Source organism: Streptomyces sp. NPDC001781, assembly GCF_053596035.1.
The window spans coordinates 1-16281 of record NZ_JBSFFI010000033.1; the positions used below are offsets into that span (position 1 = coordinate 1).

At 73.6% G+C, this 16281-nt stretch carries 14 protein-coding genes and 1 pseudogene; 11 read left to right on the forward strand and 4 right to left on the reverse strand.

The window, feature by feature from the left end; all coding sequences use genetic code 11:
* Window positions 1-137: 137 nt before the first annotated feature.
* The 7 genes and pseudogenes from ACWCV3_RS24720 (at window position 138) to ACWCV3_RS24750 (ending at window position 9064) form a co-directional block, all read left to right on the forward strand.
* Window positions 138-950, forward strand: a complete 813-nt coding sequence (locus ACWCV3_RS24720; protein ID WP_451228109.1) for an ABC transporter ATP-binding protein — start codon at window positions 138-140, stop codon at window positions 948-950.
* Window positions 951-957: 7 nt separating this feature from the next.
* Complete coding sequence (locus tag ACWCV3_RS24725; RefSeq protein WP_451228112.1) at window positions 958-3525, forward strand: ABC transporter permease; 2568 nt, start codon at window positions 958-960, stop codon at window positions 3523-3525.
* Between the two features lie 177 nt (window positions 3526-3702).
* Window positions 3703-5400: a DEAD/DEAH box helicase gene (locus ACWCV3_RS24730; RefSeq protein ID WP_451228115.1), complete on the forward strand. Its 1698-nt coding sequence runs from the start codon at window positions 3703-3705 to the stop codon at window positions 5398-5400.
* A gap of 49 nt (window positions 5401-5449) precedes the next feature.
* Window positions 5450-5680, forward strand: a pseudogene (locus tag ACWCV3_RS24735) (GNAT family N-acetyltransferase); the annotation flags it as partial.
* A gap of 164 nt (window positions 5681-5844) precedes the next feature.
* Complete coding sequence (locus ACWCV3_RS24740) at window positions 5845-7197, forward strand: hemolysin family protein (protein WP_451228118.1); 1353 nt, start codon at window positions 5845-5847, stop codon at window positions 7195-7197.
* Window positions 7194-8207, forward strand: coding sequence for a hemolysin family protein (locus tag ACWCV3_RS24745; protein ID WP_451228121.1), 1014 nt, complete (start codon window positions 7194-7196; stop codon window positions 8205-8207). The genes ACWCV3_RS24740 and ACWCV3_RS24745 overlap by 4 nt, the downstream gene beginning before the upstream one ends.
* A gap of 56 nt (window positions 8208-8263) precedes the next feature.
* On the forward strand, window positions 8264-9064 hold the full coding sequence (locus ACWCV3_RS24750; protein WP_451228124.1) for an SGNH/GDSL hydrolase family protein: 801 nt from the start codon (window positions 8264-8266) through the stop codon (window positions 9062-9064).
* 29 nt (window positions 9065-9093) lie between these two features.
* Here the strand turns inward: ACWCV3_RS24750 and ACWCV3_RS24755 are convergent, their stop codons facing one another.
* The gene (locus ACWCV3_RS24755; RefSeq protein WP_451228127.1) at window positions 9094-9999 is read right to left on the reverse strand and encodes an NAD-dependent protein deacetylase; all 906 of its coding nucleotides are present in this window, start codon (window positions 9997-9999) and stop codon (window positions 9094-9096) included.
* 110 nt (window positions 10000-10109) lie between these two features.
* On the opposite strand from ACWCV3_RS24755, the gene purB reads away from it, so the two are divergent.
* Together purB and mug are read left to right on the forward strand one after the other, a co-directional pair.
* Window positions 10110-11552 (forward strand): adenylosuccinate lyase, encoded by a 1443-nt coding sequence (purB, locus tag ACWCV3_RS24760; protein WP_451228130.1) that lies wholly within the window; start codon window positions 10110-10112, stop codon window positions 11550-11552.
* A 53-nt stretch (window positions 11553-11605) separates the two neighbouring features.
* Entirely contained in the window at window positions 11606-12091 is a 486-nt protein-coding gene (gene mug, locus ACWCV3_RS24765; RefSeq protein ID WP_451228133.1) for a G/U mismatch-specific DNA glycosylase, read from the forward strand.
* 160 nt (window positions 12092-12251) lie between these two features.
* Here mug and ACWCV3_RS24770 read toward each other — a convergent pair whose 3' ends face one another.
* Genes ACWCV3_RS24770 through ACWCV3_RS24780 form a run of 3 tightly spaced genes read right to left on the reverse strand, consistent with a single transcriptional unit; the run spans window position 12252 to window position 14316 of the window.
* Window positions 12252-12641, reverse strand: coding sequence for a hypothetical protein (locus ACWCV3_RS24770; protein ID WP_451228136.1), 390 nt, complete (start codon window positions 12639-12641; stop codon window positions 12252-12254).
* Window positions 12642-12682: 41 nt separating this feature from the next.
* Window positions 12683-13393, reverse strand: coding sequence for an ABC transporter permease (locus ACWCV3_RS24775; protein WP_451228139.1), 711 nt, complete (start codon window positions 13391-13393; stop codon window positions 12683-12685).
* A gap of 2 nt (window positions 13394-13395) precedes the next feature.
* On the reverse strand, window positions 13396-14316 hold the full coding sequence (locus ACWCV3_RS24780) for an ABC transporter ATP-binding protein (protein ID WP_451228142.1): 921 nt from the start codon (window positions 14314-14316) through the stop codon (window positions 13396-13398).
* A gap of 107 nt (window positions 14317-14423) precedes the next feature.
* Here ACWCV3_RS24780 and ACWCV3_RS24785 point away from each other — a divergent pair, with 107 nt between their 5' ends.
* Together ACWCV3_RS24785 and ACWCV3_RS24790 are read left to right on the forward strand one after the other, a co-directional pair.
* The gene (locus ACWCV3_RS24785) at window positions 14424-15569 is read left to right on the forward strand and encodes a sensor histidine kinase (protein ID WP_451228145.1); all 1146 of its coding nucleotides are present in this window, start codon (window positions 14424-14426) and stop codon (window positions 15567-15569) included.
* Window positions 15570-15583: 14 nt separating this feature from the next.
* The gene (locus ACWCV3_RS24790; RefSeq protein WP_451228148.1) at window positions 15584-16237 is read left to right on the forward strand and encodes a response regulator; all 654 of its coding nucleotides are present in this window, start codon (window positions 15584-15586) and stop codon (window positions 16235-16237) included.
* The last annotated feature ends 44 nt before the right edge of the window (window positions 16238-16281 follow it).

A 16281-nucleotide genomic window follows, 5' to 3' on the forward strand; every position in this document is an offset into this window, starting at 1 on the left:
GCCCGCGTACTGGATGTACTCGGGCGACGCGACAACGCGGCGAGGTGCCGTGCCGGACGCCGCGAGCCGGTGAACCTTGCCGGTCACAGCACTAGGCTCGGGCGTAGCCGTGGTGTCGAGGCGACGGGGAGTGCATCTTGTTCACATCTGCTGCTCAGGACGCGCCGGGTGCGGCGCCGGGCCGGGGGACGGTGGCCCGGGCACGGGGGCTGACCAAGGCGTACGGGACCGGGGAGACCGCCGTGGTCGCGCTGGACTCGGTGGACGTGGACATCGCGCGCGGTCGGTTCACCGCCGTGATGGGGCCCTCCGGATCGGGGAAGTCGACGTTGATGCACTGCCTGGCCGGGCTGGACACGGTCTCGGCCGGGCAGGTGTGGCTCGGGGACACCGAGATCACGGGGCTGAAGGACGGTGAGCTGACCAGGCTGCGCCGGGACCGGATCGGGTTCGTCTTCCAGTCGTTCAATCTGATCCCCACCCTGACGGCGGCGGAGAACATCACGCTGCCCATGGACATCGCGGGCCGCGCGCCCGACACCGGCTGGGTGGACCAGGTGATCGACAGCCTGGGGCTGAGAGACCGGCTCGGCCACCGTCCGTCCCAGTTGTCCGGTGGACAGCAGCAGCGTGTGGCCTGCGCGCGGGCGCTGGCCTCGCAGCCGGAGCTGATCTTCGCGGACGAGCCCACCGGCAACCTGGACTCCCGCTCGGGTCTGGAGGTGCTGGGCTTCCTGCGCGGCGCGGTGGACGACCTCGGGCAGAGCGTGGTCATGGTGACGCACGACCCCGGCGCGGCCGCCCACTCCGATCTGGTGCTCTTCCTGGGCGACGGCCGGATCGTGGACCGGATGGAGCGGCCCACGGCGGACACCGTGCTGGAGCGGATGAAGGCGTTCGACGTGGTCCGGGGCCGGCTCGGTGACGACGCCGTGGCGCGGGAGGACTGAGACCACCGTGCTCAAGGCGACTCTGAGGAGTTTTCTCGCGCACAAGGGGCGACTGGCGCTGTCCGCCCTAGCCGTCGTGCTGTCCGTGGCCTTCGTCTCGGGGAGCCTGATCTTCTCCGACACGGTGACCCGTACCTTCGACCGGCTGTTCGCCTCCACCGCGGCCGACGTGACGGTCGGCCCGAAGCAGGACCTGCGCTCCCCGGTGCCGGGCGGCGCGGTACAGACGGTTCCAGCCGGCCTCGCGGGCAAGGTGGCGACGGTCCCCGGTGCCGCCTCGGCTCACGCGGACGTGTCGGTGCAGAACGTCACGGTGATCGACAGTCGCAACCGGTCCGTCGGCCCGACCACCGGCGCCCCCACGATCGCCACCTCCTGGCACCTGACCGACCGCAGCCCGGTGGAGCTGACATCGGGTCACGCCCCGCACGGCGCGGACCAGGCGCTGCTGGACGCGGACACCGCGGGCAAGAAGCACGTGCGGGTCGGCGACACGCTGACCGTGCAGGCCCAGCCGGGCACGTTCCGGGTCAGGGTCGTCGGCATCGCCACCTTCCGCACCACCAATCCCGGCGCCGCGCTGGTCTTCCTGGACCAGGGCACGGCCGGGAAGCAGTTGCTGGGCTCGGCGGAAAAGGCCACCTCCATCTCGGTGGAGGCGGCGCCGGGCGTCACGAACACGGAGCTGAAGAACCGGGTAGCCGCCGCGATCGGCAGCGGCGGCTACGAGCTGAGGACGGCCGCCGAGCAGGCCAAGTCGGCGGCGGCGAACCTCGGCGGATTCCTCGACGTGATCAAGTACGTGATGCTGGGCTTCGCCGGGATCGCGGTGCTCGTCGGCATCTTCCTGATCGTCAACACCTTCTCCATGCTGATCGCCCAGCGCACCCGGGAACTCGGCCTCCTGCGGGCGCTGGGCGCGGACCGGCGCCAGGTCAGGCGCTCGGTGCTGCTGGAAGCGCTGCTGCTCGGCGTGGCGGGCTCCACGCTGGGCCTCGCGGCCGGGATCGGGATGGCGTACGGGCTGATCCGGCTGATGAGCCTGTTCGGGATGAACCTGAAGGCCACCGAGATGGTGATCGGCTGGGGCACGCCGGTCGCGGCGTACGTGGTCGGGGTGGGCGTCACCTTCGTCGCCGCCTACCTCCCGGCGCGGCGGGCGGCGACGGTGTCGCCGATGGCGGCGCTGTCGGACGCGGAGATCGCCGGGGTGGACCGGCCGCTGACCGGCCGGGCGGTCGCGGGCGCGGTCATGGGCGTGGCCGGGGCCGCGGCGCTGGCGGGGTGCGTGGCGGCGACGAAGGCGGCTCCGGCCGCCGCGCTGCTGGGGCTGGGCGTGGTGCTGACGCTGATCGCCACGGTGATCGCCGGTCCGCTGCTGGTACGGCCGGTGATCCGGGTGCTGGGCGGCGCGTTCCCGGCGCTGTTCGGTTCGGTGGGCCGGATGAGCCAGCGCAACGCGCTGCGCAACCCGCGCCGTACGGGTGCCACGGCGGCGGCGTTGATGGTGGGCCTCGCTCTGGTAGGCGGGATGTCGGTGGCGAGCGCCTCGATGTCGGCCTCGTTCGACCGCCAGATCGACCGCACCCTGGGCGCGGACCTCATCGTGCAGAGTGCCAACTTCACCCCGTTCAGCGCCGATGTGCGGCGCACGGTGCGGGGCACGCAGGGGGTCGGTCTGGTCGTGGCGCAGCGGATCACGCCGCTCGCGGTGCGGATGCCGGACGGCAGGCGGGTGCAGACGGCCGCGTCCGCCTACGGCCCGGGGCTGGACGACGTCGTGCACCTCACCTACGCGAGCGGCGGCACCGAGGCCGCGCTGGCGGACGGCCGGCTGGCGATGGACGCCGGGTTCGCCCGGGACCACGGGGCGCGCGTGGGGAGCACGCTGCCCGTCGAGTTCCCCGGCGGCAAGGTGGCGCCGTTGACGGTGGGCGCGCTCACCGACCTGGAGTCGCCGGAGGGCTTCGGCACCCAGGGCGGGATCTTCCTGGGCCTCGGCACGGTGGAGAAGTACGTACCCGGCGGCCAGGACTCGGTCCTCTACGTCAACGCCGCGCCCGGCACCGACGCGGCCGGTCTGCGGGCGAACCTGACGTCGGCGCTCAGGCCGTACCCGCAGCTCCAGATCCGCGACCAGGCCGACTACAAGAAGCTGGTGCACGACCAGATCTCGGTGCTGCTGTACCTGGTGTACGCGCTGCTCGGGCTGGCGATCGTCATCGCGGTGCTCGGGGTGGTCAACACGCTGGCGCTGTCGGTGGTGGAGCGCACCCGCGAGATCGGGCTGCTGCGGGCGATCGGGCTGAGCCGGCGGCAGTTGCGCCGGATGATCCGGCTGGAGTCGGTGGTGATCGCGGTCTTCGGCGCGGTGCTCGGGCTGGCGCTGGGGCTGGTGTGGGGCGTGTGCGGTCAGCAGGTGCTGGCGCTGCGCGGGATGAAGGAGTTGCAGGTGCCGTGGAGCACCATCGTCGCCGTGATGATCGGCTCGGCGGCGGTGGGTGTGGTGGCGGCCCTGCTCCCGGCACTGCGGGCCTCGCGGATGAACGTCCTGGCTGCCATCGCCCACGAGTGAGGGCACGGTCCGGTGGCGGGTTTCCTGCCGGCGCGGCACGGTATAGATGGTCCGTACCGCGTGATCTGCAAGGGGGCGCGTCCCGGCGCGGACCTCGGGCCCCACGCGGGCCCGCGTGTCTTCGAGCCCGGCCGTCCGTCCAGGTACCGCGTCCCCCAGCCGGAAAAGGGATGCGCCATGACGACCGACTCCAGCGAGGGCCAGGCCGGTTTCGCCGATCTGGCCCTGGCCCCCGAGATCCAGCGGGCGCTGACCGCCCTCGGCTACGAGGAGCCCACCCCGATCCAGCAGGAGGCCATCCCGCCCCTGCTGGAGGGCCACGACCTGCTGGGGCAGGCGGCCACCGGCACCGGCAAGACCGCCGCGTTCGCGTTGCCCTTGATCCAGCGCATCGCCGCCGAGGGCAGGGGCAAGGGGCCCGGCGCGCTGGTACTGGTGCCGACCCGCGAGCTGGCCATCCAGGTCTCGCAGGCGGTCCACCGTTACGGCACCGACCTCGGCGTGCGTGTCCTGCCGGTCTACGGTGGCCAGCCCATCGGCCGCCAGCTCCGGGAACTGCAGCGCGGGGTCGACGTGGTGGTGGCGACACCGGGCCGCGCGCTGGACCACATCGCGCGCGGCACACTGCCCCTCGGCCAACTGCGCACGGTCGTGCTGGACGAGGCCGACGAGATGATGGACATGGGGTTCGCGGAGGACATCGACTCGATCCTGGAGAACGTGCCCGAGGACCGGCAGACGGTGCTGTTCTCGGCCACGATGCCCTCCCGGATCGACTCCATGGCACGCAAGCACCTGAACGATCCGGTGCGGGTGCGGATCGAGCGGGAGGCCCCGGCGCCGGGCGAGGCGCCGCGCGTCCGGGAGTCGGCGTACATCGTGGGCCGGGCGCAGAAGGCGGCGGCGCTGGGCCGGCTGCTGGACGTGGAGTCCCCGGAGGCGGCGATCGTGTTCTGCCGCACCCGCGACCAGGTCGACCAGCTCTCGGAGACCCTGAACGGCCGCGGTTACCGCGCCGAGGCGCTGCACGGCGGGCTGAGCCAGGAGCAGCGGGACCGGGTGATGGGCAGGCTGCGGGGCGGCACGGCGGACCTGCTGGTCGCCACCGACGTCGCGGCGCGCGGCATCGACGTCGAGCACCTCACCCATGTGATCAACTACGACGTGCCCTCCGCGCCGGAGTCGTACGTGCACCGCATCGGCCGGGTGGGGCGCGCGGGCCGCGAGGGTGTGGCGATCACGCTGGCGGAGCCCCGCGAGTCCCGGATGCTCAAGGCGATCGAGCGGGCGACCGGCCGGAAGGTCCCGCTGGAGAAGGTGCCCTCGGTGGCGGACCTGCGGGCCAGGCGGCTGGAGCTGACGCGGGCCGCGCTGCAGGAGAGTCTGCTGGAGGACGAGGACCTGGAGCGCTTCCGGGTGGTGGTGGAGACTCTCGGGGACGAGTTCGACGTGATGGACGTGGCGCTGGCGGCGGTGAAGCTGGCCCACGAGTCGGGGGGCGCGGCCTTCGACGAGGAGGAGATCCCGGAGCCGGCGCCGAGGGACCGCGACCGGGATCGCGGTGACCGGGGCCGGGGCGAGCGCGACCGGGGCCAGCGCGGACGGCCCCGCGATCGGCGGACCTCGCCGGGCATGACCCGGCTGTTCGTCGGCGCCGGACGCAGCGCGGGCGTACGGCCGCAGGACATCGTGGGCGCCATCGCCGGGGAGACCAGGCTGAGCGGCCGGGACATCGGCGCCATCGAGATCGCGGACCGCTTCTCGCTGGTGGAGGTTCCCGAGGAGGCGGCGGACGACGTCGTACGCGCGATGCGCGGCGCCAATGTCAAGGGCCGCCGTGCGCAGGTGCGCCGGGAGCGAGACCAGTCCCGCTGAAGGCCCCGCCTCCCGGCCGGGCGGTCGGGTGGTCTGCTCGGCCCGGGACATGGGCGATCCGGGCGCCCGGCACGCGCTGCCCGCCGGCATCGACGCCGTGCCGGCGTTCTGGGGTGAGGCCGCCGAGGGGACGAGCACCAGCGACGACCGCGCCGGGGTGGCCCGGCTGATCGAGCGGGACCCAAAGGCCCTGCTCCCGGCGGAGCTGGACGGAGTGCTGGTGGGCACGGTGATCGTGGGCTTCGACGGCCGGCGGTGCTCGGCCTGCCGGCTCGCGGTGCTGACCCCGTAGAGGTCGCTTTGCCCATCCTTTACCATTGAGGCGGCACCTCGGCACTCGATGAAAGGTTGTGAGCGTCCACCCATGGACGACCCTGCCGGTCCACGTCACCGACATCGCGCGGTCCTCCCCGTCCTGACCGATCCTGGGACGGAGGTGACCCGATGACCGAAGTGCTCCTCCTGCTGGTGGCGATCCTGCTGTCACTCGCCTGCGGCGCCTTCGTGGCGGCCGAGTTCTCGCTGACCACGGTCGAGCGCGGCGAACTGGAGCGTGCGGCGGCGAACGGTGAGACCGGCGCCTCGGGCGCGCTCAAGGCCGTACGCCAGCTCACCTTCCAGCTCTCCGGCGCGCAGCTCGGCATCACCGTGACCAATCTGGTCGTCGGCATGCTCGCCGAGCCGTCCATCGCGTCGCTGCTCTCCGGACCGTTCCGGGCGATGGGCCTGTCCGACGCCACCGCCCGCTCGGCCGCGCTGGTGCTGGGGACCGCCCTGTCGACGGTGTTCCTGATGGTCGTCGGCGAACTGGTGCCGAAGAACTGGGCGATCTCCTCGCCGCTGGCCGTGGCCAAGCGGGTGGGCACGCCGCAGCGCTGGTTCAGCCTGGTCTTCCGGCCCTTCATCACCCACCTCAACAACACCGCCAACCGGGTCGTGCGCCGCTTCGGCCTGGAGCCCGCCGAGGAACTGGCCTCCGCGCGCGGTCCGCAGGAACTGGTGGCGCTCGCCCGGCACTCCGCCAAGGCGGGTGCGCTGGAGCCGGACACCGCCGAGCTGTTCGTGCGCACGCTGAACCTGGCGGACCTGTCCGCGGAGAACGTGATGACCCCGCGCGTCCAGGTCGTCGCCCTCGACACCCTGGCCACCTGCGAGGACGTGGCGAACGCGACGCGGGCCACCGGCCTCTCCCGCTTCCCGGTTCACCGGGGAGGGCTGGACTCGGTCGTCGGTGTCGCCCACATCAAGGACGTCCTGGCGCTGCCAGCCGAGGACCGGCCGGTCCGCTCCGTCACCCAGATCATGCGCGAGCCCCTGCTGGTCCCGGAGTCCCTGACCGTGGACCGCCTGCTGGACCGGCTGTCGGGCAGGCGCACGATGGCCGTCGTCATAGACGAGTACGGCGGCACGGCGGGCGTGGCGACCCTGGAGGACATCGTCGAGGAGGTCGTCGGCGAGGTCCGCGACGAGCACGATCCGCACGAGACCCCCGACCTGGCCCCGGCGGGCACCGACGACCAGGGCCGCACCCTGTACTCGGCGGACGGAGCGGCCCGCACCGACCAACTGGCGCGGGTGGGCCTCAGGGTGCCCGACGGCCCGTACGAGACGCTGGCCGGGCTGGTCGCCACCGAGCTGGGCCGTATCCCCGAGGTCGGGGACAGCGTGGACGCCGGCGGCTGGCGGCTGGACGTGGTGGACGCCTCCGGGCACCGGGCCGCACGGGTGCTGCTGCACGCCCCGGCCAGGGCGCCGCACGGCCGGCACACCGACGAGTCGACCGAGAGGGCGCGATGACCGCCGTACAGATCCTGATCGGTCTGGCGACCCTGGTCGTCAACGCCTTCTTCGTGGGTGCCGAGTTCGCGCTGATCTCGGTGCGCCGCTCACAGGTGGAGCCGCTGGCCCAGGAGGGCGACAGGCGGGCGCGGCGGGTGCTGTGGGGGCTGGAGCACGTGTCGGCTCTGCTGGCGGCCGCGCAGCTCGGCATCACGCTGTGCACGCTGGTCCTCGGTGTGGTCGCGGAGCCGGCCATCGCGCATCTGCTGGAGCCGGTGTTCCACGCGGTGGGTGTGCCCGCGGGCGCCGGGCACGCGGTGTCCTTCGTGATCGCGCTGACCCTGGCCACGTATCTGCACATGCTGCTAGGCGAGATGGTGCCGAAGAACATCGCGCTGGCCGAACCGGTGCGCACCGCGCTGGTGCTCGGGCCGCCGCTGGTGGCGCTGGCCCGCGCGCTGCGGCCGGTGATCTTCACCATCAACGCCTTCGCCAACGGTCTGCTGAAGCTGCTGCGGGTGGAGGCCAAGGACGAGGTGTCCGCGACCTTCACCGACACCCAGCTGGCCGAGATCGTCAAGGACGCGACCGAGGCGGGCCTGATCGACGGCCGGGCGCAGGAGCGCCTGCGCGACGCCCTGGAGCTGGGCAGCCGCCCGGTCCGGGACGTGGTGGTGCCGCTGGAGCGAGTGGTCTACACGAGCGTCGGGGTGACCCCGGAGCAGTTGGAGCGGCTGTCGGCCGAATCGGGGTTCTCCCGGTTCCCGGTGGTCGACGTGGGGCGCCGGATCGTGGGCTACCTGCACGTGAAGGACGCGCTGGACGCCTCGCCGCGCGACGTGCCGTTCCGGCTGCGCGACATGCGGCCGATCGCGCGGGTGCGGGAGTCCTCCCCGCTGGACGACGTGCTCACCGCGATGCGCGGCAGCCGTACGCACGTGGCGGCGGTGATCGGCGCGGACGGGAAGCTGGCCGGGCTGGTGACCATGGAGGACGTGCTGCGGGAGCTGTTCGGGCAGCCCGCCTGAGAGGTGCCGGGGGGACCGACTGGTGGGTATGGCGCCGGGATAGCATCTGTGTCGCCATGCAGACGAATCCCACACCTCCCGCGTACACCAGCCTGGTCGCCGTCGGCGACTCCTTCACCGAGGGCATGTCGGACCTGCTGCCCGACGGCTCCTACCGGGGCTGGGCGGACCTCCTCGCGGCCCGGATGGCCGCCCGCACGCCCGGCTTCCGGTACGCCAACCTGGCGGTGCGCGGCAAGCTGATCCAGCAGATCGTGGACGAGCAGGTACCGGTCGCGGCCGCGATGCGCCCCGACGTGATCACGCTGGTCGGCGGGCTGAACGACACGCTGCGCCCCAAGTGCGACATGGTCCGCGTCCGGGACCTGCTGACCGAGGCCGTGGAAGGGCTCGCGCCGCACTGCGAGCGGCTGGTGCTGATGCGCAGCCCCGGCCGCCACGGCCCGGTGCTGGACCGGTTCCGGCCGCGCATGGAGGAGCTGTTCGCCTGCGTGGACGAACTGGCGGCCAAGCACGACGCGGTCGTGGTCGACCTGTACGGGGCGCCCTCGCTGGGCGACCCGCGCCTGTGGGACGTGGACCGGCTGCACCTCACCCACGAGGGGCACCGCAGGGTGGCGGAGGCGGTCTGGCAGGCGCTCGGCCACGACGCCGAGGACGCCGAGTGGCGCACCCCCATGGCGACCACCCCGCCGCCCGGCTGGGCGGCCCGCCGGGTCGCCGACGTCCGCTTCACCCGGCGGTACCTGCTGCCGTGGATAGCCCGCCGCCTGACCGGCCGCTCCTCCGGCGACGGTCTCCCGGCCAAGCGCCCGGAGCTGCTGCCGTACGAGCTGACGCACGAGGAACCGGCGTAGCACCCGGGCGGTGCCCCGATTCGCACCGGTCAGCCGACGCGGGAGCCGGACCCGTCCAGGGGAACCCCGAGCCGGCCGGCGACGGCGGTGAGGGCCGGGCCGAGCGGGAGGGCGACGCGTGCGCGGGCGTGGGCGTCGCCGCGGGTGGGGGCCAGGTTCACGACGAGCACCGGCTTGCCGGCCTCGGCCGCCTGCCGGACGAAGCGGAGGCCGGACATGACCGTCAGCGAGGAGCCGAGGACCAGCAGGGTGGCCGCCTCGCGGACCAGGGCGCGGCAGTGCGCGACCCGCGCGGGTGAGACGGCCTCGCCGAAGAACACCACGTCCGGTTTGAGGATGCCGCCGCAGACCGCGCAGGGCATGACGCGGAAGTCCTCCACCTGGTCGTCGGTGAGGTCGGCGTCCCCGTCGGGGTTGATGCCGGCGGCCACCGGGTCGAACCCCGGATTCGCCTCCTCCAGACGCGCGGCGAGGTCGCGGCGGGCGCTGACGTCGCCGCAGGAGAGGCAGACGACCCGGTCGAGGCTGCCGTGGAGTTCCACGACGTCCTCGCTCCCGGCCGCCTGGTGCAGGCCGTCGACGTTCTGGGTGATCACACCGGCGAGCAGGCCGTGCCGCCCGAAGGCGGCGACCGCCTGATGCCCGGCGTTGGGGCGGGCCCGGCCGAAGGTGCGCCAGCCGAGGTGGCTGCGGGCCCAGTACCGGCGCCGGGCCTGCGCCCCGCCGGTGAAGTCCTGGTAGGTCATGGGGGTGTGCCGGCTCAGGCTGCCGCCCTCGCCCCGGTAGTCGGGGATGCCGGACTCGGTGGAGATGCCCGCCCCGCTGAGGACGAGCACCCCGCCCGCGCCCAGCGCCTCGGCGACCGGCTCCGGGTCGGTGATGCCCGGCGGCAGATCTCCGCTCGGGGTCCAGCTCAACGTAGGACGCATGCGCATACTGCAAGGGTAGGGAACCCGCCCCCGGTACCCGCCCCGCGCGCCTTGTAGCTTCCTCCGAGTCACCCCACGGCGCTGGCCTGCACGAATCGCCAGTACACTCGGTGCACGTGACTTCAGCGCCCGCCAAGCCCCGCATCCCCAACGTCCTCGCCGGACGGTACGCCTCCGCCGAGCTCGCCACGCTCTGGTCGCCCGAGCAGAAGGTGAGACTGGAGCGGCAGCTCTGGCTCGCCGTGCTGCGCGCCCAGAAGGACCTGGGCATCGAGGTGCCGGACGAGGCGATCGCAGACTACGAGCGCGTCCTCGACACCGTGGACCTGGCCTCCGTCGCCGAACGCGAGAAGGTCACCCGGCACGACGTCAAGGCGCGGATCGAGGAGTTCAACGATCTCGCCGGGCACGAGCACGTCCACAAGGGCATGACCTCCCGCGACCTCACCGAGAACGTCGAGCAGCTGCAGATCCGGCTCTCCCTGGAGCTGGTCCGCGACCGCACGGTGGCCGTGCTGGCCCGCCTCGGCCGGCTGTCCGGCGAGTACGCCGAGCTGGTCATGGCCGGGCGCTCGCACAACGTCGCCGCGCAGGCCACCACCCTGGGCAAGCGCTTCGCCACCGCCGCCGACGAGCTGCTGGTGGCCTACGGCCGGGTGGAGGAGCTGCTGGGCCGCTACCCGCTGCGCGGCATCAAGGGCCCGGTCGGCACCGCGCAGGACATGCTGGACCTGCTGGGCGGGGACGCGGGCAAGCTGGCCGAGCTGGAGCGGCGCATCGCCCACCACCTGGGCTTCGGCCAGGCGTTCACCTCGGTCGGCCAGGTCTACCCGCGCTCGCTGGACTACGAGGTCGTCACCGCGCTGGTGCAGTTGGCGGCGGCGCCGTCCTCGCTGGCGAAGACGGTCCGGCTGATGGCCGGGCACGAGCTGGTCACCGAGGGCTTCAAGCCCGGCCAGGTCGGCTCGTCCGCGATGCCGCACAAGATGAACACCCGCTCCTGCGAGCGCGTCAACGGCCTGATGGTGATCCTGCGCGGCTACGCCTCGATGACCGGCGAGCTGGCGGGCGACCAGTGGAACGAGGGTGACGTGTCCTGCTCGGTGGTGCGCCGGGTCGCGCTGCCGGACGCGTTCTTCGCGCTGGACGGCCTGCTGGAGACGTTCCTGACCGTGCTGGACGAGTTCGGCGCCTTCCCGGCCGTCGTCGCCCGCGAGCTGGACCGGTACCTGCCGTTCCTCGCCACCACCAAGGTGCTGATGGGCGCGGTGCGCGCGGGCGTGGGCCGCGAGGTCGCGCACGAGGCGATCAAGGAGAACGCGGTGGCCACCGCGCTCGCCATGCGGGAGCAGGGCGCCGAGCGCAACGACCTGCTGGACAAGCTGGCGGCCGACGACCGGCTGCCGCTGGACCGCGAGCAGCTGGCCGCGCTGATGGCCGACAAGCTGTCCTTCACGGGCGCGGCCGCCGACCAGGTCGGCGTGGTCGTGGGCCGGATCGAGGAGATCGCCAAGCAGCGCCCGGAGGCGGCCGGCTACACGCCCGGAGCGATCCTCTGAGCCCCTTCTCCCAGGCGGATCTGGAGGCCGCACGCGACCGTCTGGTCCCCGACGTGCTCGCCGACGGCCTCCATGTCCTGTTCTGCGGCATCAATCCGGGCCTGATGTCGGCAGCCACCGGCCACCACTTCGCCCGCCCCGGCAACCGCTTCTGGCCGGTGCTGCACCGCTCCGGTTTCACCCCGCGCCTGCTGAAGCCCGCCGAGGAGCGCGAGCTGCTCTCCTACGGGCTCGGGATCACCAACGTGGTGGCCAGGGCGTCGGCCCGCGCGGACGAGCTGTCGCCCGAGGAGTACGTCGAGGGCGGCCGGGTGCTGGCCGCCAAGGTCGAGCGGTACGCGCCCCGCTGGCTGGCCGTGGTCGGCGTGACCGCCTACCGGGCCGCCTTCGGTGACCGCAGGGCCCGAGTGGGCCCGCAGGAGCGCACGTTCGGCGACACCCGCGTCTGGGTGCTGCCCAACCCGAGCGGCCTGAACGCCCACTGGACGGTGGCGGGCATGGCGGAGGAGTTCGCCCGGCTGCGCGAGGCGGCCGGCTAGGGTCTTTCGTTCGGATCGGGCCGGATGAGGGGGCGGGGCCCGGCGCCGTGCCTCGCAAGGCGGAGGATCGCTCTCGTACTGGGCGTATGCGGGCGATCCGACAACACGGCGAGGTGCCGTGGCTGTCGTCGCGCGCCCGCCGGGGATCACGGGAGGGCCCTCAGGGCGGGGCCGTACGGGTCACCGTGGCGAGGAGGCGTATCGCGTCGGTCTCGTCCCGGTCGGCCACGCCGACGGCGAGCCACCTCTCCTCCGCCTGCCAGACGTCGAGTTCGTCGGTGCGCAGGCAGAGGGTGGCCCAGGGCTCGGGTATCTCTTCGCCCCGGGCGAGCCGCAGGCGGAGGGTGAGCTGGCCCCAGGGGGGTGCCTCGCCCCAGCGGGCGCTCAGACGCTGGGCTATCGCCACGCGCAGGGCGTGGAGGTCGTCCGCGGCCGGTCCCGGACCCTGGCCGGGCTCCAGTTCCACGGTGTGGTGACCGGCCCCGGCCGCCGGGAGGTCCCGCGCGCGGAGCCGGTCGAGGGCGGCGAGGTGCCGTGCGACGACGTCCATGTGTTCCAGTAAAGCTGCCGCCACTGACAATTGGCGGTGCGTCAGGCGTCCCGCCGCCGCACGCACCAGGCGCCCGCACCGAGTGCCGCTCCCGCCCACAGCGCGGTCACCGCGAGCCCCGTCCAGGGACCGAGTGAGCCCGCGGGGCCGCTGTGCAGCACGAGTTGGCCCGCACGGTCGGGCAGGCAGTCGGCCGCTGCGGAGGCGAGGTCTCCGACGACGAAGGACACGATCAGCAGGAACGGGATCAGCAGCCCGAGCGTGCCGACCCCGCTGCGCAGCACGGCCGCGAGTCCGGCGGCGAACAAGGCCATCAGCGTCAGGTACAGCGCACAGCCGACCGCCCCGCGCAGCCCGTCGGCCGGCGAGGGCCCGGACTCCCCCGCCGTCGCCCTGCCCACCGTGAGCGTCACCAGCCCGGTCAGCAGCCCCACCGCGAGCGCCGGCAGCGCGACGGCGACGGCCTTCGCGGCGAACCATCTCGTCCGGTCCGGCACCCCGGCGAGCGTCAGCCGCAGGGCTCCGCCCCGGTACTCGCCGGACACCGCGAGCGCGCCGAAGACCACTGCGGCGACCTGGCCGAGGCTGACGCCGGAGAACACGGCGTACAGCGGGTCGGACCGGTCGGCCCGGGTGGCCGTGACCGCCGAGAGGGCCACGGTGACGACGAGCATCGCGCCCAGTGCGCCGAGCAGCGACCGCAGCGTCCGGATCTTGATCCACTCGGCGTGCAGTACGGGTACGAACGGCATGGTCAGACCTCCTGCGGCCGTGCGGTGAACTCGGCCTCCCCGGCCGTCAGATCGAGGTAGGCATCCTCCAGGCTCGCCTCCTGTGCGGCGAGTTCGAGTACGGGCAGCCCCTCCTCGGCCAGCAGCCGGCCGAGTTCCTCCACGCGCGCCTGCCGCACGGTCCAGGTACCGTCGGGCGCCAGCTCCCCCTCGTGCCCGTGCCGGGCGAGGAGCCCACCGAGCGCGTCGGCATCCGTGCTGCGGACCCGGACCGCGGGACATGCGCGGGCGGCGATGAAGTCCCGTACCGGGGTGTCGGCGAGGAGACGGCCCCGGCCGAGGACGACCAGGTGGTCCGCGAAGGCGGCAGTCTCCCCCATCAGATGGCTGGACACAAGGACCGTGCGGCCCTCCCCCGCGAGCCCGCGCAGCAGCGTGCGGACCCAGACGATGCCCTCCGGGTCGAGGCCGTTTGCGGGCTCGTCGAGCAGGATCACCTCGGGGTCGCCGAGCAGCGCGGCGGCGATGCCGAGGCGCTGGCGCATGCCCAGGGAGAAGGTGCGCACCCGGCGCCGCGCCACGGAGGCGAGGCCGGTCCGCTCCAGCACCTCGCCGACACGGGCGGCGGGAAGGCGGTTGCTCACGGCAAGAGCCAGCAGGTGGTCGTGGGCGGTGCGGGAGCCGTGGGCGGCGCGGGCGTCCAGCAGGGCGCCCACCCGGCGCAGTGGGTCACGGAGTCCGGCGTAGGGATGGCCGTCGAGGGTGGCGGTGCCGGAGGTGGGCCGGTCGAGACCGAGGACGAGGCGCATGGTGGTGGACTTGCCCGCGCCGTTGGGGCCGAGGAAGCCCGTCACCCGCCCGGGACGGACGGTGAGGGTCAGACGGTCGACGGCGCGCCTGCCACCGTAGTCCTTGGTGAGGTCGCGGAGTTCGATGCTGGTCATGCCACGAGCCTCGCCGGGCGGGCGGGCGCGCGCCTCCCCCGCGAGCGGGGACCTGCTCCCCCGTGCGGGGGAGGCCGTCCGCGGGGCGCGGCTGTCAGGATGGCCGCATGGTCCGCTTCCTGCGCCCGCTGCTGCGCGGGACGACGTACACGCGTCTGCTGCATCTGTGTACCCCCATGCTGAGCGTGGCCTTCTGGATGTTCATCGACCCCCGCACGCCGTGGGCGCCCGCGCTGTTCCTCATGCCCGTCGGGCTGATCCCGGCCGTGCGGCGGGGCGAGGGCGTGCAGGCGAGGCTGCTGCTGACCCCCGGCGAGGCGGAGCCAGGCATCTCCGAGGCGCCCGCGCGGAGCTGGCGGGACCGGGGGCGCACGCTGCTCTGGCTGGAGCTGCGGATGCTGCTCGGCGTCGTGGCCATGTTCGCCACGGTGCGGCTGCCGCTCCTCAGCTTCGAACTGGCGCAGTGCGCCTGGGGGCGGCCGCCCGCCTTCGTGGACGGCCTCGCGCCGCACCGGGCGTACGCGCTGCTCGCCCCGCTCCCCCTCGTCGCGCTGTACGGCGTGGTGCTCGGTCTGGGCGCGCTCGTCACCTGGTGTGCGCGCCGGCTGCTGGGGCCTTCGGCGGCCGAGCGGCTGGCCGCGCTGGAGGAGCGGACCGAGCAGCTCCTCGAACGGACCCGGATCGCACGGGAGCTGCACGACTCGATCGGGCATGCGCTGACCGTGGCCGTGGTGCAGGCGGGGGCCGCGCGGGCGGCCGGGGACCCGGGGTTCACCGGGCGGGCTCTGGCGGCCATCGAGGAGACGGGCCGGGCCGCGCTGGAGGACCTGGAGCGGGTGCTCGGGGTACTGCGCGAGACGGAACGGCCGGTGAGCGCCCGTCCGACGCTGGCCGACGCGGACCGCCTGCTGGAGTCGGCGCGGACCTCGGGCGCGGAGGTCGACTTCCGGGCCACGGGCGCGGTGGAGTCGCTGCCCGGCCCGGTGTCCCGCGAGGGCTACCGCATCCTCCAGGAGGCGCTGACGAACGTCCTGCGGCACGCGGGTGCCGTCCCGGTGCGGGTACGGGTGACGGCCGGTGTCCGCCAACTCGCCCTGGAGATAAGCAATCCGCTACCGGCCACGCTGCCCGGAAGCAGCGGCGGCAGCGGCCTGCGCGGCATACGCGAGCGGGCCGCCCTCCTCGGCGGCAGCGCCCACACCGGCCCGGAGGCGGGGGCCTGGCTCGTACGGGCCGAGCTGCCCCTGAGCTGATCTACGCTGGCCGGATGCCGGTCACCGTTCTCCTCGTCGACGACGAACCCCTGGTCCGTGCCGGTCTGCGGGCCGTGCTGGCGGCGCAGGCCGACATCGAGGTGGTCGGTGAGGCGGCCGACGGGGCCGCCGTGATTCCGCTGGTGCGGAGTCTGCGGCCGGACGTGGTGGCGATGGACGTCCGGATGCCGCTGCTGGACGGCATCCAGGCGACCCGCGCGGTGCTGCGCACGGTGGCCGAGCCGCCGAAGATCCTGGTGGTCACCACCTTCGAGGACGACGAGTACGTCTACGAGGCGCTGCGCGCGGGCGCGGACGGATTCCTGCTGAAGCGTTCCCGCCCGGAGGAGATCGTGCACGCGGTACGGCTGGTCGCGGCGGGCGACTCACTGCTGTTCCCGGCCTCGGTGCGGCGGTTGGCCGCCCGGTACGGCACAAGCCGGGTGGCCGGCGGGCCGCTGGCGGGGGCGCGGCTGACCGAACGGGAGGCGGAGGTGCTGCGGCTGATGGCGCGTGGGCTGACCAACGCGGAGATCGCCGCGGGGCTGGTCGTCGGGGCGGAGACGGTGAAGTCGCATGTGAGCGCCGTACTGGCCAAGTTGGGCGCACGCGACCGCACCCAGGCGGTGATCGCCGCCTACGAGTCGGGGTTCGTCGCGCCCCGATGACCGCCCGGCCCTCGCCGGGGTGGTCACAGCCGAGTACGATCCGC